Raw genomic sequence first — 22,764 nt, 5'->3', positions numbered from 1 at the left:
GAAGTGTGGGCACGGAACTCGCGATGAATTCCGCGCACGCGTTCAGCGGACATCAGGGCCGGACCTCTTCGCGGGAGCCTTACTGCGCGATTGCAATGGCATCCTCGCGCGGTTGGACCGTATCCGAGTTGACCATCGCGGTCGCAAGCTGGCGGAAGGTGACCATCCCGACGGGACGAGATCCTTGCCCGATGACGGTCACATCGCCATCCGGAACCGACGCAAGCAGGCGAACGGCCTCCTCGACCGTCGTCGTGGCATCGACGGTGACACCGCTGACGGCAGCTCCGGGTCGCATCGGACTCATGATGGCGCTGACCTGAACCACGCGGCCGCGGTTGACCTCCTTGACGAAGTTGGCGACGTATTCGTCTGCCGGTCGCAACACGATGTCCTGACTGCTGCCTTGCTGGATGATTTCGCCATCGCGCAGGATGGCGATCTGGTCTCCCAGTCTCAGCGCCTCGTCGAGATCATGCGTGATGAAGACAATGGTCTTCTTGATCTCCCGCTGGATGTCGAGCAGCACCGACTGCATATCCGTGCGGATCAGCGGATCGAGCGCGGAATAGGCCTCATCCATCAAGAGAACGGGTGCGTCATTCGAAAGGGCGCGCGCCAGGCCGACGCGCTGCTGCATCCCGCCCGAAAGCTGGTTTGGGTATTTCTCCTCGAAGCCCTTCAATCCGACGCGCTCCAGCCATCGCATCGCCACGTCGACTGCCTTCGAACGCTCCACACCCTGGACTTCTAAGCCGAATAGCGTGTTGTCGAGAACGTTGCGATGCGGCAGGAGGGCGAACTTCTGAAACACCATCGCCGTCTGATGCCGGCGGAATGTGCGAAGCTCGGTCTCATCCATCTTGACCACGTCCACGCCGTCGACAAGCACTTCGCCAGCGGTCGGATCGATCAGTCGGTTGATGTGACGAATGAGCGTCGACTTCCCCGAGCCGGACAGGCCCATGATGACCTGGATGGAGCCCGACGGCATTTCGATATTGATATCGCGAAGCCCAAGTACGTGACCGTGCTTCCGGTTCAACTCGGCCTTTGTCAGTCCGTTCTGGACCGCCTCGATGTGCGATCTCGCGTTCGGACCGAAGATCTTGAAGAGATGGCGGATCTTGATGCCGCCGAAATCGTGATCACCCATGAACGATCTCCCGATGCTTCTGGAGCCGCTTGCCATATGCCTGGCTGACCCGATCGAAGATGATAGCAATGCCGACAATGGCAAGGCCGTTGAAAATGCCCAGTGTGAAGTACTGATTGGCGATCGCCTTCAGGACCGGTTGTCCAAGGCCCTGGACGCCGATCATCGAGGCTATCACGACCATTGCCAGCGCCATCATGATGGTCTGGTTGATCCCGGCCATGATGGTTGGCAGGGCAAGCGGCATCTGCACCTTGAAAAGCTTCTGGGAATTTGAAACCCCGAAGGCGTCAGCTGCCTCAAGCACGTCCTTGTCGACCAGTCGAATGCCGAGGTCGGTCAATCGGATCATCGGCGGAATTGCATAGATCACGACGGCGATGAGACCGGGAACACGGCCAATCCCGAGCAGCATGACGACGGGGATGAGATAGACGAAACTCGGCATGGTCTGCATCACGTCGAGGATCGGATGGACGACGCGCTGGAACCGGTCGGATCGCGCCATCACGATCCCGATGGGCAAGCCGAGCGCGATGGACAAGACCGTGCAGACGAAGATCATCGACACGGTCCGCATCGTGTCTTCCCACATGTCGAAGTAGCCGATGAGCAGCAACGTCACGAGACAGCCCAGCACGATCTTCAAGCTGCGGCTTCCGAGCCACGCAACAACGAGGACCATCAGCGTTATGATCGGCCACGGCGTTTGGGTCATGAAGCGGTCGACGGCGATCAGGAAGTGTTGCAACGGAGAAAAGAAGCTCTCGATTGAATCGCCGTATGCCCTCGTGAAGGCGCGAAATCCGTCGTCAATCATCTTCTTGAGGTCGCGAAGACTGTCGTCATTCATGTGCGGAAATTTGTAAAACCATTCCATTCGGTTCCCCTTTCTCTGAAAGAGCCGTGACAAGTCTTCTGGTTGTTTTCCGGCTTCTGAAGTGGCGGCGCGTGTCAAAACGCGCCGCCCATTCAACAATCAAAGCGAGGCTTCGATTTTCTTTGCTGCGTCTTCCGACACCCACTTTGCCCAGATGTCTTTGTTTTCCTTCAGGAAGTGCTTGGCACCGTCCTCGCCGCTCGCCTGATTGTCCGTCATCCATGCCATCAGCTTGTTGACGGTGTCATTGCTCCACGAGCGTTTCTCCAGGTAGGCCATCACATCGGGCCCGGCCTTTTCGGAGAATGGCTTTGCAACGAGCGTGACGATTGTATCGACCGGCCATGCGTTCGGCTTCGGATCGGCACAGTCAGCAACGGTATTGCAGCGTTTCCACTCGGCAGCGTCGGCTGGGACGCCGGCTTCGAGCTTCACCATTTCATACTTGCCAAGCAAAGCCGTCGGGGCCCAGTAGTAGCCGACCCAGCCCTGCTTGCGCTCGTATGCCTTTGCGATCGAGCCATCGAGGCCCGCGCCGGAACCAGTGTCCACGAGCTTGAAGCCCGCCTTTTCAGCATCGAACGCCTTGAAGAGCTGCGACGTGACCACCGTGCCGCCCCAGCCCTGCGGTCCGTTGTAAATTGCTCCCTTCGAGGCGTCTTCCGCGTCCGGGAACAATTCCGGGTGCTTGAGCATGTCAGGAATCGTTTTTACATCAGGATGGGCGTCCGCCAGATATTTGGGGATCCACCAACCCTGGATGCCTCCATCGGGAAGTGGCGAACCGACCTTGATGATTCGTCCCTCATCTGTGCCCTTCTTCACGACCTCAGGAAGAAGGTCTATCCAGGCTTCGGGAGCGATGTCGGGTTCGCCCTTCTCCGCCATCGACGTGATCGTTGGAACGGTATCACCCACAGTGATTTCCGCCTGGCAGCCATATCCCTCGTTCAGGATGATCTTATCCAGATTCGACAGGACTTCGGCACTCTGCCAGTTCATGCTCGCGATTGTGACGCTGCCACACTCTGCTGCATTTGCGTAAGAGGCCACTCCCAGCAGCCCAAATACCATGCACGTAGAAGCCAATAACTTGGTCATTATCGTTCCCTTTTTTTAGCGGCATGTATTCCTGAGCGGGACGCCGCGAAAACCCGCTGCAACGGTCGTTAGGAAGCGTCTCCCATACTCACCGATTTCTTGAAGGCTGCGGACAAGCCATTGGAAACAGCATCGTCGAAGCCCGAAGCGCGCATCTCTTCAATGCCCGCCGCGGTCACGCCGCGATATTCGAGAAAGCGATTGACGATCTCGGCCGGGTCGTCCTGCTGTCGTTCCAGCAGGCGTCCGGTTCCCGTCAGCATCGTCAGGACAGCTCGCCGGGCAATCTCCCCAGGCAAACCTTGACTGATCGCGTGCTTCATCATTGCCGCGGCAAGGAGCGCGGGAAAGGCGGGGCCGGTGCCAGACATGCCCGTCAGGTAATCGATCTGCGTTTCGATGCCCACTTCGTCTTCGACACCACAGGCGCCAAAGATCTTTCGCACCAGACTGCGATCATCCGTATCGACACCGGCCGATGCCATCCAGGGTGTGTAGGAACATGAGACTTCGGCGGCAGCGTTGGGGAGGGCTCTGACAACTCTTTCGGTCGCATGTCTTTCGATGAGCGCCGAGATGCGAATACCAGCCATGATCGAGATCAGGAGCTTGCGCTCCAGCATCACAGGCACCGAAGCCCAGTCTTCCGGGCGCACAGACAAGATCACCACATCCGAACGGTCTGCAAGGAGCTGATTGTCCGTTGTCCAGTGTGAGGCGGCGAAGCGGTCTGGCCGAGAGCGGCGATAGGAGAGCGTCAGATCGTCAGGATCGGCGAGGCCTGTGCGAAGGATCGCCTCTGCGATGGAACCGCCAAGCCAACCTGCGCCACCAATGATCCCGATCCTTGCTTTTCCGCTCATCTCATCCCTAGCCTGGCTTGTAGCTATGTCTAGCAAAGAACCGGTCAAGCTCGCGCTGCTGCGGAATTTCACCCGTGTAGATTGCGATATATTCGGGGATGCGCTTCATGCGGACGCTGATACTTTCGTTCGACTGCATTGAAATATAGCCGATCTGAACGAGGTAGGTTGTCCGTGCGCGAACATCCGCGCCGATTTCTGGATGGCCAAAGCGTTTGAACATGCTGGCAAGCGCGTCCATCCGCGTTCGATCGGCCTCTTGAACCTCCTGAAGGATCTCCTCCGACTGTAGCGCCCAGCTTCGCACGGCAAACTCGAACTTGCTGTCGAACAGCCGGCTGTCCAGCCAGCAGTCGAAGACGTTCAGCATCGCTTCCGCCAGGGTCTCCGCATAGGCTTCCGACTGCTTGACGATCGAACCTGTATTCTTCTCCCGCCAGCGCGAGACCAACCCGTCCAGAAGCTCTTCGCGATCCTTGAAGAACCAATAGAAGCTGGTGCGCGACAGGTTGAGCTTCTTTGCCAGGGGCAGGATCTTCACGGAGTCTATCCCGGACTCCAGCAGGGAGTCATAGGCTGCCTCGAGCCATCCCTCCTGCGATCCACGCCAGCCACTGTCGCTCAAATTCTGGTCCATGTTCAATTCCTAGCAAATCGTTAAGCTCCGCACAATCAAAATGTACATGACTGTCGATTAAATTTGACTGTCGTGTTTTCGTCGTTGACACATGTGTACATTCCGCCTAGCGTTCGGACCACTTCCTAATTCGGAGCATGACAGATGTCGAACGATCCCCTGCTGCAGCCGTATCAACTCAAGCATCTGACGTTACGCAACCGCATCATCGTGACATCCCATGAGCCGGCCTATCCCGAGGATGGCATGCCCAAGGAGCGCTACCGGGCCTATACGGTCGAGCGGGCCAAAGGCGGCGTTGCCATGACAATGACTGCCGGATCCGCAGCCGTGTCCAAGGACAGTCCACCGGTCTTCAACAATCTCCTGGCGTACAAGGACGAGATCGTACCCTGGGTCAGGGAGATGACGGACGCCGTCCACGAAGAGGGCGCTGCGATCATGATCCAGCTCACGCACCTCGGCAGGCGAACGCGCTGGGACAAGGGCGACTGGCTTCCCGTCGTTGCTCCATCTCACCACCGCGAAGCTGCCCATCGAGCATTTCCGAAGAAGCTGGAAGATTGGGATATCGAGCGCATCATCAAGGACTTTGCCGACGCCGCCGAACGCATGAAAGCCGGCGGGATGGACGGCGTTGAACTCGAGGCCTACGGCCATCTGATCGACCAGTTCGCTTCGCCATTGACCAACGAACTTGAGGGCCCTTACGGCGGATCGCTCGAAAACCGCATGCGCTTCTGTCTCGATGTCTTCAAGGCGATGCGCGAGAGAGTCGGCAACGACTTCATCCTTGGTGTCCGCTACACCGCTGACGAACGCCTTCCTGGCGGCAACGGCAAGGAAGAGGGCATTGAAATCTCCCGCAGGCTTCGTGACAGCGGCCTTATCGACTACCTGAACGTCATTCGTGGCCATATCGACACGGATCCGGGGCTGACGGATGTCATTCCGATCCAGGGAATGGCCAATTCGCCCCACCTCGACTTTGCCGGGGAAATCAGGGCGGCGACCAACTTCCCAACCTTCCATGCCGCCAAGATCCCCGATGTCGCCACGGCTCGTCACGCAATTGCGGCCGGGAAGGTCGACATGGTCGGCATGACGCGTGCGCACATGACCGATCCTCACATCGTCCGCAAGATCATTGAGAAACGGGAAGAGGACATTCGGCCGTGCGTCGGCGCCAATTACTGTCTTGACCGCATCTATCAGGGCGGCATGGCGTTCTGTATCCACAACGCCGCCACCGGACGAGAGGAGACGATGCCCCACGTCGTCCCAAAGGCCGAAGTTCGCAGGAAAATTGTCGTAGTCGGCGCTGGCCCGGCCGGACTCGAAGCCGCTCGCGTCGCCGCCGAGCGCGGTCACGAGGTGATCGTCTTCGAGGCGGCAAGCAATCCGGGTGGACAGATCCGGCTGACCGCCCAGAGCGAACGTCGCCGAGAGATGATCAGCATCATCGACTGGCGGATGGCCCAGTGCGAAAAATACGGCGTCGTCTTCCATTTCAATACATGGGCCGAAGAAGACACGATCACCGCGGAGAAGCCAGACGTCGTCATCATCGCGACAGGCGGCCTTCCTCACACGGAGGTTCTGACCAAGGGCAACGATCTTGTCGTGTCGTCCTGGGATATCATCTCAGGAGACGTGAAGCCGGGTTCGAACGTTCTCGTCTTCGACGATGCCGGAGACCACGCGGGCCTGCAGGCCGCCGAATTTCTGGCCAAGGCCGGAGCAAAGGTCGAGATCATGACGCCCGATCGTTCCTTCGCGCCCGAGGTCATGGCCATGAACCTTGTTCCTTACATGCGATCTCTTCAGAAGCTGGATGTGACATTCACAGTTACATTCCGCCTCGAGGCCGCCGAAAGGAACGGGAACCAGATCATTGCCAGCGTCGGAAGTGATTACGGCGGCGTATCGAAACAGCGCGTCGTCGACCAGATTGTCGTCAACCATGGCACGATCCCGCTCGACGACCTCTATTTCGACCTCAAGCCTCTGTCGAGCAATCTCGGCGAGACCTCGTACGACCAACTCCTGTCAGGCGAGCGGCAGTCCGTCGTCCGCAATGTGGAGGGGACATTCCAGCTCTTCCGCATCGGCGATGCGGTCGCAGCGCGCAATACCCATGCAGCCATCTACGATGGCCTGCGCATCGCGAAGGATCTCTAGACCACGAAAGACGCGTCCTAGCAGACGGAGGTTTGTCAGTGGCACAACGGGCCGAACAGCTACAGCTTCTAATCGACGCCGCCGATGTGGCGTTCGATGAATATGCCAGGGATCCGGAAGCCCGCCGTTCGCTCGGTCAGGCATTTTCGGTGCTTCAGACGTCAGGCGGACAGCTGTCGGAAAACGGGCGACAGCTACCGGTGTGCCAGTTCTTGCCGAAGATTTCGGTCGACGTCGGTTCGCCGGTGCTTGGGGAACTCCTCGCGCGCTTCCAGGCAGTTGAACCCCTCCTTATCTGGCGGCATCGCCAGGACTTATCCGGCACCGCAAGCGAAAACTTTCAGGACGGGCATGCGAACGCGATGATCGTCGGGCCGGGAGGCTTGGAGGAGCGCAACGACGTCTGGTTTGGTGCCACATTGATGGCGCCGAATGTGCGATATCCCGATCACGACCATGCCCCCGAAGAAATCTATCTGGTGATGTCCGAGGGAGAGTTCCGGCATGGGGACTCTGGCTGGTTCTCACCGGGTATCGGCGGATCCTTCTACAACCCGCCAGGGATTAAGGCATGCCATGCGATCGACGGATCAGCCGCTGTTTGCGTTCTGGGTGCTCCTGCCCGAACGAGGCGTTGGTTCGACCCCGAACTCTAACGGACAGGTGCTGCCATGAAAATTCTCGTCCCCGTCAAGCGGGTGGTTGATTACAACGTGAAGATCCGCGTGAAGCCGGATGGCACAGGCGTCGAACTTTCGAATGTGAAGATGTCGATGAACCCGTTCGACGAGATCTCGGTCGAGGAGGCGTTGCGGCTGAAGGAAGCCGGCAAGGCCGAGGAGGTGATCGTCGTCTCGATCGGTCCGGCCAAGGCCGAAGAGACGCTGCGCACAGCACTTGCCATGGGTGCCGACCGCGCCATCCTGGTGGAGACTGACGATGCCGTCGAGCCGCTCACTGTGGCCAAGATCCTCAAGGGCGTCGTCGACGCCGAACAGCCGGGCCTGATCATCACAGGCAAGCAGGCGATCGATGACGACTCCAACCAGACCGGCCAGATGCTGGCGGCGCTGCTCGGCGCGGCGCAGGCGACCTTCGCCTCGAAGATCGAGATCGAAGCTGCTGGCCCTGGGGGCAAGGCCCAGGTAACCCGCGAGGTCGATGGCGGCCTGCAGACGATCGAGGTCAAGCTGCCGGCCGTCGTCACATCAGATCTGCGCTTGAACGAGCCGCGCTACGCCTCGCTGCCGAACATCATGAAGGCGAAGAAGAAGCCGCTCGACAAGAAGACGCCGGCCGACTTCGGCGTTTCCACCGCGCCACGTCTGAAGGTGCTGAAGACCGAGGAGCCGTCCGGCCGCAACGCGGGCGTCAAGGTCAAGTCGGTCGCCGAGCTGGTCGAGAAGCTTAAAGTCGAAGCCGGCGTGCTCTAAAGGTTCGAGAAAGGGAGATATATCCATGGCCATTCTTCTTCTGGCTGATCACGACGGCAGCCACCTTTCCGACCAGACCGCCAAGACGCTGACGGCGGCGACACAGATCGCCAAGGAACAGAGAAGCGAAGTGACCGTGCTTGTCGCCGGCGCCGGCGCCAAGGCTGCAGCCGAACAGGCTGCCAAGCTCTCGGGCGTGTCCAAGGTGCTGGTTGCCGAGGACGCAAGCCTTGCCAACAATCTGGCCGAGCCGCTGGCCGCCCTGATCGTTTCGCTGGCCGCAAGCTATGATACGATCATCGCCGCCGCCACCTCGACCGGCAAGAACGTCATGCCGCGCGTCGCCGCCCTGCTCGATGTCGCGCAGGTCTCCGAGATAACAGAGGTGGTCTCCGCTGACACCTTCAAGCGGCCGATCTATGCCGGCAACGCCATCCAGACGGTGCAGGCGACCGACGCCAGACGAGTCATCACCGTGCGCACCGCCTCGTTCTCCCAGGCCGTTCCCCAAGGCCTAACTGCTGCCGTCGAGGAAATCTCGACGGCAGCTCTTTCTTCATCGCCACTGTCGACCTTCGTCAAGGACGCGCTGTCGGCCTCCGACCGTCCGGAACTGACGTCTGCGAAGATCATCATCTCCGGTGGCCGTGCCCTCGGCTCTGCCGAGAAGTTCAGGGAAGTCATCCTGCCGGTCGCCGACAGGCTCGGGGCCGCCGTCGGCGCCTCGCGCGCTGCCGTCGATGCCGGCTACGCGCCGAACGACTGGCAGGTCGGCCAGACCGGCAAGGTGGTCGCCCCTGATCTCTACATCGCCTGCGGCATCTCGGGTGCCATCCAGCACCTTGCCGGCATGAAGGATTCGAAGGTCATCGTCGCCATCAACAAGGACGAGGAGGCCCCGATCTTCCAGGTTGCCGACTACGGCCTCGTCGCCGATCTCTTCGACGTCCTGCCGGAACTGGGGCAGTCCGTCTAGCCCAGCGATAATGCGCCTTGTCGATCGGGTGCGGCTGGGGAAAGTCACTGGTTTACGATTTGGAATGGCTTTGGCTCGGCTGCGGCGGAAATATAGAGCGGGTGGGACGGGTACCCGCCCGCCGTGACCTCAAGCGCGTAGAGCTTCGATGTTGCAAGCATTCGACAAACGCCGGAGGCTCGATCAAGGTAGGCGCCATGTCTTCCCCAACCGCAGACGATGCGCTCGCAGCTTTCGGGCATCTTACGCAAGTAGCGATCGTTTTCCGGCCCAACGGGGTCCGCGCATTCGTAGATCAGTCTTGGCTTTGGCGATCGGAGAGCAAAGAGATTTCCGATAACAAGACCACCGAACCCCCATGATTTTGCAAAGGCGATACATCTGCGAAGCGTCGGATCGATGCTGTGGGCGTCGGCGGTGGACGGATTGAGCATCAGGAAGCCAACAGCTTCCTTCCGAGGGTCCCACTGCCGCTCCAGCCGGTAGCGGTAGCAGCCACATTCTGAAAACAGTGCAGACGAGATGGTGAAGTCGCTCATTCGCCTTTCCGTCATCTGCCAATCCTGATGCGTTGCCAGACCGGGCGCACCCACTGCTTCAGATGTCCTCCCAGGGAAAAGAGTCCAGCCGCTCCGCCCCACGGGATGTGACAAGCACTTGAGTTTCCAGCTTGATGCTCTCCGAACCTGCCTCCGCGATCAGACTTTCGACATTGAGAACCATGTTCTCTTCAATGAAACCGCCGAAGTTCTGGTCGAAATCGGGGTGGAGCAGGATGCCGGGCCATTCGTCGGCCATTCCAGTCCCATGCACTGCCAGAGTATAGCGATAAGGCTGGTACTTTTCAGGAATGCGCCAGCTCCTTTCGTTGAATTCGACGAATGTCATGCCGGGACGAATGATCGACAGGTTGTGCTCGATCTGGTCCAGTGCTGCGGAATAAAGCTCCCTTTGCCTGTCATTCATTGCCACATGGCCGCAGGTCCACGAGCGCGAGAGGTCGGCGCAATATCCGTACGGTCCGATCATGTCGGTATCGAAAGAGATCATCTCGCCGCGCTTTGTCACGTAGTCGGAGCACTCCTGGTACCAGGGATTCGTCCGTGGGCCGGCCGTCAACAGCTTCGTCTCGAGCCACTCGCCGCCGCTTCGGGCGTTTTCAAAGTGCAGCTCCGCCCAGATTTCCCGCTCGGTTCGTCCGGGCTCGGACATCTCGTACATGCGCGCCATGCCGGCTTCACACACACGGATCGTCCAGCGCATCAGTTCGATTTCTTCGGGGCTTTTGATCGAGCGCGCTCGTTCGGCCAGTTCCTGGCCGTCGAGCAACTGAAAACCGCGCTTTCGAAGCTCGGATGCCGGCGCTGGTTCCAGCCTGTCGACCGCGAGCCTCTTGTTGCGACCGTGGGACGTCAGGATATCTGCGATCTCGTCGGCCCAGTCCTGCATCCTTTGCTCGACCAGATTGCCTGACGTGAAGAACAGGAAGGATTTCGACGTCCGGATTTCATCGATACCGGGAAGTCCGTCATTGACGTGCTCCGCGCCCTCGAATTCGAACATGATTGCCGGGCCATCAGCCAGAATGAGCGCATATCGGGAGGGGTTATGCATCGTCCAGATGCTCATGTTCGATGAATCGAACGCATAACGGATGTTGACGGGATCGTATAAGAGCAGCGCCGAACAATCCCATTCCCGCATTTTCGATCGAAGGCGGGTCAGACGATATCGTCGCGCGGTATCGAGCGTCTGGAGGGGGATCGGACTGATGAGCGGCCGGTCGGTTCCTGCTGGATTGAGATAGGCCTGCTTGCGTTCGTCCTTGAATACCGAGGAGCCCTGGTCGGAAATGCTGTCGCTAAGCAGCATGGTCTATCCCTAATTGTTGTCGAAGGAGAGGGTGCCGGGCCTGTGCCGGCCCTAGCGGTCAATCACCAAGTCGCTGAGAGGCTTGGAGCAGCAAGGCAGGAACAACCCGGCGTCGATCTCTCTTTGCCTTATGCCGCCATTGTGGTTCATATCCACCGCACCGGAAACCAGCTTCGACTTGCAGGTACCGCAGACGCCGTTGGAGCAGGATGACGGCAGCCGCACGCCCGATTTCTTGGCGCAGGAAAGCACCGTCTGGTCGTCTGCGACCTCGATCTTTTTCGATTGTTTGGCGAACTCGACCTGGAAAACCTTGTTTGGGATCGTGGCCTCGCCGATGGCCGCCGGTTCCTCGATGATGGCGGCATCGAAGCTCTCTTCGATGTAGCTCCCCTGGGGCACGCCGAGTTGCGCGGTGATCGAGCGTGCCGCGGCCATGAAAGGTGCTGGACCGCAGCACATTATGGTTCTTTCCGCGATATCCGGCACGGCGAGCTTCAGGAATTCGGGCGAGATGCGCCCCGTCAGCCCCGGCCAGGATGGCTCTCCATCGACGCTTTCGGGCAGAAACTGCAGGCGAAGACCCTTCATTCGTGCCGCAAGACAGCTCAACTCATCGCGAAAGATCAGGTCGACCGGCGAGCGGGCGGCATGAAGAAAGACGATGTCGGCAGGCTCGCAGCGATCCGCAAGACCGCGCAGAATGGACATCACTGGCGTAATGCCGGAGCCGCCGGAAAGAAGCAGAAGCTTCGGCGCGGCAACGCGCGGGCAGACGAAATAGCCGAGCGGGCCCTGAGCCTTCACGGTCATCCCGCTTTGCATGTTGTCATGAAGCCAGTTCGATATTCTTCCGTTCACGACGCGCTTCACCGTCACGGTGAAAGCGTTGGAGCGGTGCGGTGACGAGGAGATGCTGTAGCAGCGGGCCTCGGCGTCATCGCCAATCGGGAAGTCGAAGAGGAAGTATTGCCCGCCATCGAAGCTGAAGCGCTTGCCTTGCGGCGACGCAAAGGTGAAGCTCTTGACGTCATGAGTTTCCTGATGGACGTCCAGGCACACCAGTGTGTCGTCGTGCTCGGGATCCCATGTATCGCGCGAGACTGAGCCGTCCTGCTTCAGTGCGAAATCAATATCCATTTGCGCGCATCCGATCGATATACCAGGTTGCGAACTTGTCGAGGTTCGTCTCCGAGAATTGCGAGTAGGGGCCCGGCAGATAAGCAGGATCGAGCGCGCCGGCATGGGAGCGCGCCACCAGGTCAGCGTCCTGGTCGGTTGTTGCAATCCAGACGTCAGTGAGCTTGTCATGATCGTAATCGACGCCCTCGACTGCATCCTTGTGCACCAGCCACTTCGTCCGCACGAGCGTCTTGCCCGCGGACAGCGGGATCACGATGGCGATCACAGCATGATCGCCCATGAAGTGGTTCCAGGAGTTGTGACCCCAGAGATGGGTGTCCCCCAGGTCCTTCCGCGTCATCTGGCCGAGCAGCCGCGATGATGCGGCGGTGGCGTCATGGGTCTGGGACTCGCCTGCGCCGGCGATGATCAGCCTTTGCGTGCGGAAATTCGTGGCGCAGTCGGAGAGTTGCTCGACGGCGGCAGATGGGAAGCCATCCGCCTCCCATGCCCTGGTCCGCTCCTCATACAGCCGGAAATGCTCTTCCGCCTGCGCGCGATCCTCAGGGTTCAAGGTTTCCGGGTCAAAGCCGAAGTCGAGGTCGACGAAGGACACGCAGAGCTCGGGATGGTTTGCCGAACAGTGGTAGCACTCACGATTGTTCTCCATCGTCAGCTTCCAGTTGCCCTCCTCGATCACATCAGTCTGATGCGCAACCCTCGCATTGCGGATATCGTAGGGAGCAAGGCGCTCGACCATCGTGCTTTCGAGGACGTCGATGTCCTCTGGTGGGGTGTCGGAAAGGCAGACATAGATGAGCCCGCCGATCGACTTGAAGGTCACAGGCTTCAGTCCGTGACAGTCCTTGTCGAAGTCCTTTCCCATGTGGGGAGCATAGCTGAGCTCTCCCGTAAGCTCGTAGGTCCAGGTGTGATAGGGGCAGACCAGCTTTGAAACGATCGTCTTTCCTGCGTCCAACAGGCGCGAGCCACGGTGGCGACAGACGTTGTGCAGCACCCGAATGTCGCCGTCGTCATCTCGCAGAAGGATGAGGCTCGTCTTGCCGATGTCGATGACAGTGGCATCGCCAGCTTCAGGCACGTCGCAGTCGAGACCGATGCAGATCCAGTGTTTGTGGAAGAAAACGTCGATGTCCGCTTCGAAGACGTCTTCACGCGTATAGAGACCGGCGGGCAGCGAGTGCCCGTTCGTGCGAGCGTCGAGAAGGGCGGAGATGGAAGAGGGAAGTTTGTTTAGCATGAGAGCCCCTTATGCTTGCCTTCCTGCAGACTGCTCTTGCTCCCAAGGCTCTTCAACGGCATAAATTCTCAAGTTCGCATAATGAATGGTAATGTGACGGGGCATGAAATGCAGTTTCGCAGGCGTTTGCCGTCGATGACGGCGCTGATCATGCTGGAAGCGGTCCTTCGCCGAAAAAGTTTTACCCTTGCGGCAGGCGAGCTCGGGGTTACCCAGGCGGCCGTCAGCAGGCAAATCGCGCTGCTGGAAGAAGAACTGGGGCAGCCGATGTTCGTGCGCAAGCACCGCGCGATCGAGCCGACTGCCGCCTGCCTCGTGCTGGGGGCGTCGCTCGCGCAGAGCTTCTCGAACATTTCCGATGCGATCGATGCCATCAAGGGGGCGGCCCAGGATGTCGTCACCATCGGCGCGACCGTGGCTTTCTCGTCTTTCTGGCTGCTTCCGCGGCTCGCCGATTTTCGCGCTCAGAATCCGGGCATTCAGATCCGCGTCATCTCTCAGGATGCGAAAATCGATCTGGACAGCGGTGCCGTCGATCTTGCCATCCGTTTCGGGCTGCCACCTTTCAACGACGCAACGGTGATCGCCTCGCGCGGCGACGTCATAATGCTCGTCTGCTCGCCGGACTACCTCGACCGGCGTGGCAACGGCCCATTGGCCGCGACTGACGAGTTCATCGAGACCGATGCTGAAGACCGATCCTGGCTGTCATGGGGCCAATGGCTCGCCGAACTTGGCGTGCACTTCGAGGTGAAGCCGTCTCTGCGCTTCAGTCACTACACGGAGACGATCTTCGCTGCGCGCGCCGGTCAGGGGGTTGCGCTTGGCTGGGGCACCCTTGTTCAGACATTCCTTGATGACGGCACGTTGGTGGCGCTCGATGAGACGAGACTGTCCCCGGAAGGCCGGTACAATGTCCTGCTGCCATTGAAATCCAGAAGGACGGTGGCGATCGACCGGGCCTCGTCGTGGCTTACCGCTGCGCTTCACAAGTGATTGTGCCGCCGTCCTGAGCGACAATGGCCATTGGCTTCAGTCGTGCAAGAAATCTGACTCCCAGCCATTTCTTGCGCAGCCAGGCGCGCCGGCCGGGCACCTGAGAGCACGTTTGAAGCCATCCCGAAACTGTCGTTGATATCTAGCGTCCGAGCTTCCTTGAGCAGATCCAGGAAGAGGAAATTTGACGTCCAGCTTGACTGTCTATCATATGTCTACATAATGTCTTCCAAAAGGAGATCCAATGATTGACGGCATGATCACCGACCCTCCGAACATCGACCGCAAGGCCAGCCTCGGTCTTGCGCTGCGACAACGGATCCTGACCATGGAGCTTGCTCCGGGCGCGGTCCTGGACGAGGTGGCGCTCAGCGAGGAGTTCGGCCTGTCGCGCCCGCCGGTGCGAGAACTGATGCGCCAGATGGCCGGCGAAGGCTACATCGAGTTGGAGGCCAACCGGGCTGCGCGGGTCAGCTCGATGAGCTACCAATCCCTGCGGGATTTCTTTCTTCTGGCGCCGATGATCTACATCACGGCAAACAAGCTTGCCGCCGAGAACCGGACCCGGGCGGAACTCGACGCTCTCAGGCAGATCCAGCAATCCTTCCAGAAGGCGATCGATGCCAACGATGTGGACGGTCGCGTGTTCTACAACGATCAGTTTCATCGCCAGCTCGGCGAAATGGCTCACAACGTCTATCTCGTTCCGAGCCTCCGCAGGCTTCAGATCGACCACGCCCGGATCGGGAAGATCTTCTACACGCATCCAAATACGCCGCGTATGCAGGAGGAGCTCGAACTTGCTTCCAGGCAGCACGAGGAAATGATCGAAGCCGTCGAACGGCGCGACGTCGACGCTGCGGGTGAGCTTGCGCGCCTGCATCTCGAACTCTCTCGCAGAAACATGGCGATGTATGCCACCCCGGAGGGTCTCGAGGCGCCGACGCTCTAGAGGCCGACATCGCGACCTCATCGGCGCGCTTGCCGGGGGGTAAGATTCTGATCATGCGGCGCGCGACATTCGATGTTCGCGCGGCCGAACAATGCGGGCTGCTCACGGCAATCTTGCACGAGCTTCCGACAGGTTACCTCAGGAGGATCAAACGAATGTCAGAGTTCCAGTTTCCAGGCCTCAATCTCGCGATCACCACGCCTTTCGACGACGCGGGGCGGATCGACTACATCAGTCTGGAGCGCAACATTGAGCGATATCTGGCGGCTGGCGTTCGCAGCTTCCTCCTCAGTTCGGGAACAGGCATGCACGTCTATCTTTCCAAGGAGGAATCCGAGGGGCTGATCAGACGTGGGGCGCGGATCGTGAATGGTAGGGCCAAGATCATCGCCCAAACCTCTGCGCTTCTCGTTGAAGAGGCCGTGGAGCGCACGGCGCGCGCCCGCGATGCCGGCGCCGAAGGCGTGATGGTTCTTCCGCCGTTCTTCGAAGGGCCGACCGACGACCAGGGCATCGTCGACTTCTACGCCGAGGTTGCCGGGGTTGGCCTTCCGGTGATCGGTTACAACGTTCCGCAGGCTGTCGGTGTCGCGATCACGCCGGAGCTATTGCTCAAGTTAAGCGAAATTCCCGGCTTTTGCGCCGTCAAGGATAGCGGTGGCGATCTCGGCAAGCAGGCCGAACTCATTCGCACCGGCAAGTTCGTCATGAATGGCGCCGACAATCTCGTTCCCTACGCGCTTTATGCCGGCTGCCACGGTCTGATCTGGGGAGGCGCGAACTTTGCGCCCAGAACATGCCTCGCAATCGTCGATGCCGCCGCCAGGGGGAACTGGGCTGAGACCCGTGAGCTCTGGAAGCTGCTCGAGCCGGTGATGGCCCTTCTTTCAAAGGGCGACTACGTTCAAACCGTCTATGCTGCCGCGCATCTGGCCGGATACGGTGCCGGGTCCCCGAGAAAGCCCCTGCGCACGCTTTCGTCCGATCGCATTCCGGCGCTGCGGCAGTCGATCGAAACGCTCATCGAGCGGGAGGCGATTTGACGTGCCGCGCACTTCCAACGAGGTCTTCGTCGCATCCAGGCTTCCGAAACGCGCCGGTGTTTCAGGCTGGGTGGCGACGCTCCCGTCGCGAAGGCCGCATCCAGCGCTGCATGGTTCGTCTACCGCTGATGTCGCGATCATCGGCGCCGGCTTTGCCGGCCTTTCCGCGGCCCGGCGGATTTCGCGCCTCGACCCTTCCGTAAATGTTGCGATCCTGGAAGCAGGGATCGTCGGTGAGGGGCCGGCAGGTGCGAATTCGGGCTTCATCATCGACCTTCCGCACGAGGTTTCTGCCGACGATTTCAATGGAGAATCCGAGGACAGGTTCAGCCAGTCCGTGCAGATACAGCGCTCGGCGATTGCCTTGGCCACGGAAATGGCCGTCGAATATGGCTGGGGCAGCGACATTTTCGACCCGTGCGGGCGATATAGTGTTGCGATCAGTCCCGAAGGCGACAAGCACCTCACGGATTACGCAGCGCGTCTTTCCAAGATGGGCGAGGATCACCGATTGCTGAGTGCCGGCGACATTGCGGCCGTGACCGGATCGTCCGCCTACACGTCCGGTCTCTTTATGCCCGGTACGGTTATTGTTCAACCGGCCGCCTATATTCGCGCTGTTGCCGACGGCTTGAACGAGCCGATCAGACTTTACGAGCAGACGCCGGCGCTTTCGTTCGAGCGTTTCGGGAACGGCTGGCTCATCAAGACGCCGCAGGGCTCGGTGCAGGCGGAAAAGATCATTCTGGCAAACAACGGTCACGCAGAAAGCTTCGGCTTCTTCCGGGGGCAGCTTTTGCATGTCTTCACATACGCCTCGCTTACCGAAGAGTTCGATCCCTCCCGCCTTGGCGGAGAACGGAAATGGGCGGCAACGCCAGCTCTGCCGATGGGAACCACCGTTCGCCGTATCAACACGACAGGCGGTGACCGGATTCTGATCCGCTCGCGTTACAGCTACAATCCGGGCATCAAGGTGAATGACGCCGCGATCGTGCGGGCCGGGTACCTGCATGACGGGAAGTTTGTTCAGCGTTTCCCCAGCCTACATGGTGTGGGAATGCAGTATCGCTGGGCGGGCGCCATGGCTCTGACACGCAATCATGTCCCGGCCTTTGGCGAAATCGCGCGCAACGTGTTTGCAGCATGCGGCTGCAATGGCCTTGGGGCCTCGAACTCGACGGCATCGGGAATTGCTGCCGCCGAACTCGCCCTGGGTCACGAGTCCGAACTTGGCCGGGTCTACGCCAGACTGGCCGCGCCGACGGCACTGCCGCCGCAGCCGCTCACAACGATCGGCGCGAAGCTCCATCTTGCATATCGCGAATGGCGTGCCGGGGCAGAGTGATCGCCGGGTCCGACCTAAGGGTTTTCTTAGTACTCTAAAGCGCTAAGCCATCGGCCTCGTCGGCGAAAGCCGCGCTGGAGCTGGGTGCTCACCACCGCTTGTGGTCCTCGATCATTCGCTCTTGGACGACGAGAGTCCAAGCCGGTCGCCATCGTTGATCTGCGCCTCTCTCCGCTTTTCCAAGGCCAATATTGGACATCTCGCTCCCGTTTTTGCGAGTGATGAAATAGAAAAATACGAAGATATATCAATTACATATAGACACGCTCCTCTATAATTGTATTTCCATGGAACTTTTATTGTGTACTCAAAGTACACAATTTATTGACAGCATATTAGATGCGTGCCATGTTTTAGCCATAGCCCAACCAACGGCGTGGAGTGACGCATGGCGAAGACCGTGAAGAGCAACCTGTACGAGGACTTGAAACGTCAGATCCTGACGATGGAACTCGATCCAGACGCCGATCTCGACGAAGCCAGCCTGAGCGAACGCTATGGCCTTTCCCGGACGCCGGTGCGGGACATCTTCCGGCGGCTGGCAGGCGAGGGCTATGTCGATATTCGTGAGAACCGCGGCGCGCGCGTCATTCCGATGAACCACGCCACGCTCAGAAACTTCTTCCTGGTTGCGCCGATGATCTATGCGGCCATCGGGCGTCTGGCGGTGCAGAACTTCAAGTCACAGCAGCTGGCAGACTTGAAGCGGACGCAGGATCGCTTCCGCAAGGCGAGCGCGAACGGCGATGCGCTGGACATGGTCCTCGAGAACAATCGTTTCCACGAGATCTTCGGTGAGATGTCGGCAAACGTGTACTTGCAGCCAAGCCTCGGCCGTCTGCTCATCGACCACGCCCGAATTGGCCACACCTTCTTCCGACCGAAGAACGAAGACATGAAGCGCAGGCTTCAGCTGGCGGTCGAACACCATGACGCATTCATCGAAGCGCTTTCGGCGCACGACGAAGATGCCGTCGTCGATCTCGTCTTCGAGCACTGGGAATTGTCCCGCGAGAACATGGAGATGTTCATCGCGCCGCAGGGGCTCAAGGCGGACGTCCTGATCGGCGGTCCCGCCGCCAAAACATTGGAGAAATCACAGTGAAGTTCGAGGGGATCTATACCCCGGCCATCACGCCGCTCGATGCAAGCGGACAGATTGACCGGAAGGCTTTCGCGGCGGTGCTGGAGTCTCTGATCGAGGCCGGGGTTCACGGGATTATCGTCGGCGGATCGACCGGCGAGTACTACGCCCAGACAAGCCAGGAGCGCTTCGACCTGGCGTCCCATGCGAAGGACGTCATCGCAAACCGCTTGCCGCTAATCATCGGAACGGGCGCGACCAGGACTGAGGATTCGGTCGAATACGCGAAGGCCGCCAAGGAAATCGGCGCCGATGCGATCCTCGTTTCCACGCCTCCCTATGCGCTCCCGACCGAGCGGGAAAATGCGGTTCACGCGCTCACCATCGACCGTGCGGCCAATCTGCCGATCATGCTCTACAACTACCCGGCTCGCATGGGTGTGGTGATGGGCGAGGAGTATTTCTCGCGCGTCGGCAAGTCGAGGAATGTCGTCGCCATCAAGGAAAGTTCCGGCGACATGAGCAACCTGCATCTGCTCGCCAGGAAGTTCCCGCATATCGCGCTTTCCTGTGGCTGGGACGACCAGGCGCTGGAGTTCTTCGCATGGGGCGCAAGAAGCTGGGTTTGCGCGGGATCGAACTTCCTGCCGAAAGAGCATGTCGCTCTCTATGAGGCCTGTGTGGTCGAGAGGAATTTCGACAAGGGCCGTGCCATCATGACCGCGATGTTGCCGCTGATGGACTTCCTCGAATGCGGCAAGTTCGTCCAGTCGATCAAGCACGGCTGCGAGATCATCGGCCTTGGGGCCGGTTCGGTGCGCGCGCCGCTTCGCCCGCTCAATTCGGAAGAAAAGCGAACACTCCAGACCGTCGTTGCCACCTTGAAGCGCACGGTCGGCCAGATCACGTCGGGAGCCAATTGTCATGCATGAACCATTGACCGCCACCGAATACAGGGCGATCGCAGCCGACATACAGTTTCCGACGAACGCGTTCATTGATGGCGCATTCCGTCCGGCACGCTCTGGCAAGACTTTCAAGTCCAGCAATCCCGCGACCGGCGAGACCCTTGCCATCGTTGCAGCCTGTGACAGCATGGACGTCGATTATGCCGTACTCAAGGCGAGGGAGGCGTTCGATGATGGCCGCTGGCGGCTGCGCTCGCCATCCGAGCGCAAAGGCGTGCTCTTGCAGCTTGCCAAGCTGATTGAGCGCAATCGTCACGAGCTTGCCGTGATGGAAAGCCTCGATAGCGGCAAGCCGATCCGCGAGTGCCAGACAGTCGACGTGCCCGATACCATTCATACACTGCGCTGGCACGCCGAGCTGGTGGACAAGCTCTACGACAACACGGCGCCCGTCGGATCGAATGCGCTGACAATGATCGTGCGCGAGCCTGTCGGCGTCGTCGGCTGCGTTCTGCCCTGGAACTTTCCCCTCCTTATGCTTGCATGGAAGATCGGCCCCGCTCTTGCTGCGGGATGCTCAGTCGTCGTCAAACCCGCTGAGGACACGACGCTGACGACGCTTCGCATCGCCGAGCTTGCTCATGAGGCGGGCATCCCTGCCGGCGTCTTCAACGTCGTTACCGGAAGCGGCAAGGATGTCGGCGAGCCGCTTGGCCTGCACATGGACGTGGATATGATCGCCTTTACAGGTTCGACGCCGACGGGACGTCGCTTCCTGCGCTATGCGGCGGACTCCAATCTGAAGCGCGTGGTACTCGAATGCGGCGGCAAGAATCCGGCAGTCGTTCTCGACGACGCTGAAGATCTCGACCTTGTCGCCGAGCAGGTCGTCAATGGCGCCTTCTGGAACATGGGCGAGAATTGCTCGGCCACATCGCGGCTGATCGTGCATGAAAGCGTCAAGGACGAGCTGCTCAACCGGATCGGCGCTTACATGCGTGAATGGAAGACCGGAGACCCACTCGACCCGGAAAACCGCATCGGTGCCCTCGTCAACAAGGCTCATTTCGAAAAGGTCGCTTCCTTCCTCGATGATGCGAAGAAGGAAAAACTTTCTGTCGCGCACGGCGGCAAGACGCGCGACGGCATCTTCGTCGAGCCAACGGTGGTCGAAGGCGTCACCCCGTCCAGCCGGCTTTTCAAGGAGGAGATTTTCGGGCCGGTTCTCTCGGTCACGACCTTCAATTCCATCGCCGAGGCGATCGCCCTCGCCAACGATACGAATTATGGTCTGACGGCTTCGATCTATACCGGAAGTCTCAAGAACGCGATCAAGCTCTCACGCGAAATCCGCGCAGGCGTTGTGACAGTCAACTGCTTTGGAGAGGGGGATGCGACGACGCCGTTCGGAGGCTACAAGGAGTCCGGCTTCGGCGGTCGCGACAAGTCCATCTTCGCCCACGACAATTATTGTGAGCTGAAGACGATCTGGATCGACGTTTCCGATCGCTCGGTCGACGAGACGATCCGATGACGAAGACTGTGGTCAGACGGCTTCCTGCTGAATCCGGCGTCTCTGGCTGGGAGGCGATCAGCAACCGCATTGCCCCCATGCGGACGCTCGAGGGCAGCGTGACGGCCGACTGGCTCATCGTCGGCGCGGGGTTTGCGGGATTGTCCGCGGCGCGACGACTTTCGCAAATCCGACCGCACGACAAGATCGTCGTCATGGAAGCCGGTGAGGTGGCAAAGAGCACGGCAGGCCGAAATTCCGGTTACATGATCGATGTGCCGCACAACCTCTCGGCGGGCGAATATTCCAGCGCCAGCGAGGCGGCAACGACGCTTGAGATGGCGCAAAACCGCTTTGCGATCGATTTCGCAAAAAGTGCTGCGGACGAATACGGGATGTCCCGGGAAACATTCGACCCGTCGGGCAAGATCAATGCCGCTGCAACGGCGAGGGGAATGAGGCTGAACGTCAGCTATGGCGAGTCGCTCCGGCGTATCGGCGAAAAGCACATGTTTCTCGATCGAGCCCAAATGCGCGAGCTCACAGGCTCGGACTACTACCTTGGCGGCCTCTACACGCCCGGCGCGGTCATGATCCAGCCAGCTGACTACGTCCGCGGCTTTGCGGCCGGGGTCGGGCAACGTGTGACGATCTTCGAGCGCTCGCCTGTAATGGAACTGCGGCGTGAGGGAGGGACCTGGACCGCCAAATCGACAAACGGGGCAGTCACAGCGCCGAAGGTCATCCTGGGTGTCAACGGACATATCGAGGACTTTGGCCATTTTCGCGGACGGCTGATCCATATATTTGCCTACGCCTCGATGACGGCTCCGTTCGCCGCGGACGATGCCGCGCACGCAGCTTCCGGACAAGACCGGTGGGCCTTGCTCCCGGCCGATGCCATGGGGGCGACGGTTCGCAAGATCACATCGAACGGACTTTCGCGGATCGTGCTTCGGACGAGATACACCTATGACAGAACGATCACCGTCACCGACAAGCGCCTTGCCAAGCTCGCGGCCGCTCATCGTCGGTCGCTGGATGCGCGCTTTCCGAAATTGACCGATTTGCCGTTCCAATACAGTTGGGCCGGACGTCTCTGCCTCAGTCGCAATCATGTGCCGGCCTTCGGCGAAATCGACGACGGGTTGTTCTCGGCCTGCTGCGAAAATGGCCTTGGGACCGTGAAGAGCACGCTTGCCGGCGTGCTGGCTGCCGAGCTGGCGACAGGAACCGGCTCGGAACAACTCGACAAATACATGGATCATGCGGCGCCCACGAGACTGCCGCCCGAGCCGCTGGCATGGCTGGGGATCAATTCTGTGATCCGGTTGCAGGAATTGCGTGCAGGCCGCGAGGGATGATCCCTCGCCGCGCAATGTGAAGACTGAGGCTACCCGCACGTCTTCAATGAAAATGGGAACAAAGAACTAGGAGT

General features: G+C 59.8%; 20 protein-coding genes and 1 pseudogene. 12 read left to right on the top strand and 9 right to left on the bottom strand.

The genetic code is table 11. The features are described 5' to 3' along the window. Window positions 1–79: 79 nt before the first annotated feature. The 5 genes from IB244_RS06260 to IB244_RS06240 all read right to left on the bottom strand — a co-directional run bounded on the left by IB244_RS06260 (window position 80) and on the right by IB244_RS06240 (window position 4,637). Window positions 80–1,156, bottom strand: coding sequence for a glycine betaine/L-proline ABC transporter ATP-binding protein (locus IB244_RS06260; protein ID WP_169680436.1), 1,077 nt, complete (start codon window positions 1,154–1,156; stop codon window positions 80–82). Then, window positions 1,149–2,036 (bottom strand): ABC transporter permease, encoded by an 888-nt coding sequence (locus IB244_RS06255; protein WP_018856124.1) that lies wholly within the window; start codon window positions 2,034–2,036, stop codon window positions 1,149–1,151. The genes IB244_RS06260 and IB244_RS06255 overlap by 8 nt, the downstream gene beginning before the upstream one ends. 99 nt (window positions 2,037–2,135) lie before the next feature. Beyond that, the gene (locus IB244_RS06250) at window positions 2,136–3,137 is read right to left on the bottom strand and encodes an ABC transporter substrate-binding protein (protein ID WP_169680435.1); all 1,002 of its coding nucleotides are present in this window, start codon (window positions 3,135–3,137) and stop codon (window positions 2,136–2,138) included. Window positions 3,138–3,205: 68 nt separating this feature from the next. Continuing rightward, on the bottom strand, window positions 3,206–4,000 hold the full coding sequence (locus IB244_RS06245; protein ID WP_192303481.1) for a pyrroline-5-carboxylate reductase family protein: 795 nt from the start codon (window positions 3,998–4,000) through the stop codon (window positions 3,206–3,208). Between the two features lie 7 nt (window positions 4,001–4,007). Further along, window positions 4,008–4,637, bottom strand: a complete 630-nt coding sequence (locus IB244_RS06240) for a TetR/AcrR family transcriptional regulator (protein ID WP_169680433.1) — start codon at window positions 4,635–4,637, stop codon at window positions 4,008–4,010. A 144-nt stretch (window positions 4,638–4,781) separates the two neighbouring features. Here IB244_RS06240 and IB244_RS06235 point away from each other — a divergent pair, with 144 nt between their 5' ends. From IB244_RS06235 to IB244_RS06220, 4 genes and pseudogenes are all read left to right on the top strand, one after another. Then, on the top strand, window positions 4,782–6,818 hold the full coding sequence (locus IB244_RS06235; RefSeq protein ID WP_169680432.1) for an NADH:flavin oxidoreductase: 2,037 nt from the start codon (window positions 4,782–4,784) through the stop codon (window positions 6,816–6,818). A 38-nt stretch (window positions 6,819–6,856) separates the two neighbouring features. Continuing rightward, window positions 6,857–7,493, top strand: a pseudogene (locus IB244_RS06230) (dimethylsulfonioproprionate lyase family protein). Continuing rightward, entirely contained in the window at window positions 7,490–8,251 is a 762-nt protein-coding gene (locus IB244_RS06225; RefSeq protein ID WP_169680430.1) for an electron transfer flavoprotein subunit beta/FixA family protein, read from the top strand. Before IB244_RS06230 ends, IB244_RS06225 begins: the two are co-directional and overlap by 4 nt. A 25-nt stretch (window positions 8,252–8,276) precedes the next feature. Then, window positions 8,277–9,227, top strand: coding sequence for an electron transfer flavoprotein subunit alpha/FixB family protein (locus IB244_RS06220; RefSeq protein WP_169680428.1), 951 nt, complete (start codon window positions 8,277–8,279; stop codon window positions 9,225–9,227). A 44-nt stretch (window positions 9,228–9,271) separates the two neighbouring features. Here the strand turns inward: IB244_RS06220 and IB244_RS06215 are convergent, their stop codons facing one another. Genes IB244_RS06215 through IB244_RS06200 form a run of 4 tightly spaced genes read right to left on the bottom strand, consistent with a single transcriptional unit; the run spans window position 9,272 to window position 13,482 of the window. Continuing rightward, on the bottom strand, window positions 9,272–9,766 hold the full coding sequence (locus IB244_RS06215; RefSeq protein ID WP_192303479.1) for a DUF1643 domain-containing protein: 495 nt from the start codon (window positions 9,764–9,766) through the stop codon (window positions 9,272–9,274). Window positions 9,767–9,824: 58 nt separating this feature from the next. Then, window positions 9,825–11,099, bottom strand: coding sequence for a M24 family metallopeptidase (locus IB244_RS06210; RefSeq protein ID WP_192240885.1), 1,275 nt, complete (start codon window positions 11,097–11,099; stop codon window positions 9,825–9,827). A gap of 51 nt (window positions 11,100–11,150) precedes the next feature. Next, on the bottom strand, window positions 11,151–12,239 hold the full coding sequence (locus IB244_RS06205) for an FAD-binding oxidoreductase (protein WP_169680425.1): 1,089 nt from the start codon (window positions 12,237–12,239) through the stop codon (window positions 11,151–11,153). Then, entirely contained in the window at window positions 12,229–13,482 is a 1,254-nt protein-coding gene (locus IB244_RS06200) for an aromatic ring-hydroxylating oxygenase subunit alpha (RefSeq protein ID WP_192303477.1), read from the bottom strand. The genes IB244_RS06205 and IB244_RS06200 overlap by 11 nt, the downstream gene beginning before the upstream one ends. A 108-nt stretch (window positions 13,483–13,590) precedes the next feature. Between IB244_RS06200 and IB244_RS06195 the strand changes: the two genes are divergently transcribed. The 8 genes from IB244_RS06195 (at window position 13,591) to IB244_RS06160 (ending at window position 22,690) form a co-directional block, all read left to right on the top strand. Further along, window positions 13,591–14,478: a LysR substrate-binding domain-containing protein gene (locus tag IB244_RS06195; protein WP_192303475.1), complete on the top strand. Its 888-nt coding sequence runs from the start codon at window positions 13,591–13,593 to the stop codon at window positions 14,476–14,478. Window positions 14,479–14,722: 244 nt separating this feature from the next. After that, window positions 14,723–15,430 carry a GntR family transcriptional regulator gene (locus tag IB244_RS06190; RefSeq protein WP_169680423.1) on the top strand — a complete coding sequence of 236 codons (708 nt, stop codon included), beginning with the start codon at window positions 14,723–14,725 and terminating at the stop codon, window positions 15,428–15,430. Between the two features lie 155 nt (window positions 15,431–15,585). Further along, window positions 15,586–16,473, top strand: a complete 888-nt coding sequence (locus IB244_RS06185) for a dihydrodipicolinate synthase family protein (protein ID WP_192303473.1) — start codon at window positions 15,586–15,588, stop codon at window positions 16,471–16,473. 1 nt (window position 16,474) lies between these two features. Next, complete coding sequence (locus tag IB244_RS06180; protein WP_192303471.1) at window positions 16,475–17,821, top strand: NAD(P)/FAD-dependent oxidoreductase; 1,347 nt, start codon at window positions 16,475–16,477, stop codon at window positions 17,819–17,821. A 388-nt stretch (window positions 17,822–18,209) separates the two neighbouring features. Then, window positions 18,210–18,926, top strand: coding sequence for a GntR family transcriptional regulator (locus IB244_RS06175; RefSeq protein ID WP_169680419.1), 717 nt, complete (start codon window positions 18,210–18,212; stop codon window positions 18,924–18,926). Next, window positions 18,923–19,837 carry a dihydrodipicolinate synthase family protein gene (locus tag IB244_RS06170; RefSeq protein ID WP_192303469.1) on the top strand — a complete coding sequence of 305 codons (915 nt, stop codon included), beginning with the start codon at window positions 18,923–18,925 and terminating at the stop codon, window positions 19,835–19,837. Before IB244_RS06175 ends, IB244_RS06170 begins: the two co-directional genes overlap by 4 nt. Further along, window positions 19,830–21,347, top strand: a complete 1,518-nt coding sequence (locus tag IB244_RS06165; RefSeq protein ID WP_192303467.1) for an aldehyde dehydrogenase — start codon at window positions 19,830–19,832, stop codon at window positions 21,345–21,347. The genes IB244_RS06170 and IB244_RS06165 overlap by 8 nt, the downstream gene beginning before the upstream one ends. Then, window positions 21,344–22,690 (top strand): NAD(P)/FAD-dependent oxidoreductase, encoded by a 1,347-nt coding sequence (locus IB244_RS06160; protein WP_192303465.1) that lies wholly within the window; start codon window positions 21,344–21,346, stop codon window positions 22,688–22,690. Before IB244_RS06165 ends, IB244_RS06160 begins: the two co-directional genes overlap by 4 nt. Window positions 22,691–22,764: the final 74 nt, after the last annotated feature.

It is taken from the genome of Rhizobium sp. RHZ02 (genome assembly GCF_014851575.1).
Classification (GTDB): domain Bacteria; phylum Pseudomonadota; class Alphaproteobacteria; order Rhizobiales; family Rhizobiaceae; genus Rhizobium; species Rhizobium altiplani.
The sequence above is the reverse complement of the archived record's forward strand: the minus strand, read 5'-3'. Positions and strand labels throughout refer to the sequence as shown.

Excerpts from the sequence above, each read along its gene's own strand:
- IB244_RS06260 (WP_169680436.1), bottom strand. The coding sequence starts at position 1,156 with ATGGGTGATCACGATTTCGGCGGCATCAAGATCCGCCATCTCTTCAAG.
- IB244_RS06255 (WP_018856124.1), bottom strand. The coding sequence starts at position 2,036 with ATGGAATGGTTTTACAAATTTCCGCACATGAATGACGACAGTCTTCGC.
- IB244_RS06250 (WP_169680435.1), bottom strand. The coding sequence starts at position 3,137 with ATGACCAAGTTATTGGCTTCTACGTGCATGGTATTTGGGCTGCTGGGA.
- IB244_RS06245 (WP_192303481.1), bottom strand. The coding sequence starts at position 4,000 with ATGAGCGGAAAAGCAAGGATCGGGATCATTGGTGGCGCAGGTTGGCTT.
- IB244_RS06240 (WP_169680433.1), bottom strand. The coding sequence starts at position 4,637 with ATGGACCAGAATTTGAGCGACAGTGGCTGGCGTGGATCGCAGGAGGGA.
- IB244_RS06235 (WP_169680432.1), top strand. The coding sequence starts at position 4,782 with ATGTCGAACGATCCCCTGCTGCAGCCGTATCAACTCAAGCATCTGACG.
- IB244_RS06225 (WP_169680430.1), top strand. The coding sequence starts at position 7,490 with ATGAAAATTCTCGTCCCCGTCAAGCGGGTGGTTGATTACAACGTGAAG.
- IB244_RS06220 (WP_169680428.1), top strand. The coding sequence starts at position 8,277 with ATGGCCATTCTTCTTCTGGCTGATCACGACGGCAGCCACCTTTCCGAC.
- IB244_RS06215 (WP_192303479.1), bottom strand. The coding sequence starts at position 9,766 with ATGAGCGACTTCACCATCTCGTCTGCACTGTTTTCAGAATGTGGCTGC.
- IB244_RS06210 (WP_192240885.1), bottom strand. The coding sequence starts at position 11,099 with ATGCTGCTTAGCGACAGCATTTCCGACCAGGGCTCCTCGGTATTCAAG.
- IB244_RS06205 (WP_169680425.1), bottom strand. The coding sequence starts at position 12,239 with ATGGATATTGATTTCGCACTGAAGCAGGACGGCTCAGTCTCGCGCGAT.
- IB244_RS06200 (WP_192303477.1), bottom strand. The coding sequence starts at position 13,482 with ATGCTAAACAAACTTCCCTCTTCCATCTCCGCCCTTCTCGACGCTCGC.
- IB244_RS06195 (WP_192303475.1), top strand. The coding sequence starts at position 13,591 with ATGCAGTTTCGCAGGCGTTTGCCGTCGATGACGGCGCTGATCATGCTG.
- IB244_RS06190 (WP_169680423.1), top strand. The coding sequence starts at position 14,723 with ATGATTGACGGCATGATCACCGACCCTCCGAACATCGACCGCAAGGCC.
- IB244_RS06185 (WP_192303473.1), top strand. The coding sequence starts at position 15,586 with ATGTCAGAGTTCCAGTTTCCAGGCCTCAATCTCGCGATCACCACGCCT.
- IB244_RS06175 (WP_169680419.1), top strand. The coding sequence starts at position 18,210 with ATGGCGAAGACCGTGAAGAGCAACCTGTACGAGGACTTGAAACGTCAG.
- IB244_RS06165 (WP_192303467.1), top strand. The coding sequence starts at position 19,830 with ATGCATGAACCATTGACCGCCACCGAATACAGGGCGATCGCAGCCGAC.
- IB244_RS06160 (WP_192303465.1), top strand. The coding sequence starts at position 21,344 with ATGACGAAGACTGTGGTCAGACGGCTTCCTGCTGAATCCGGCGTCTCT.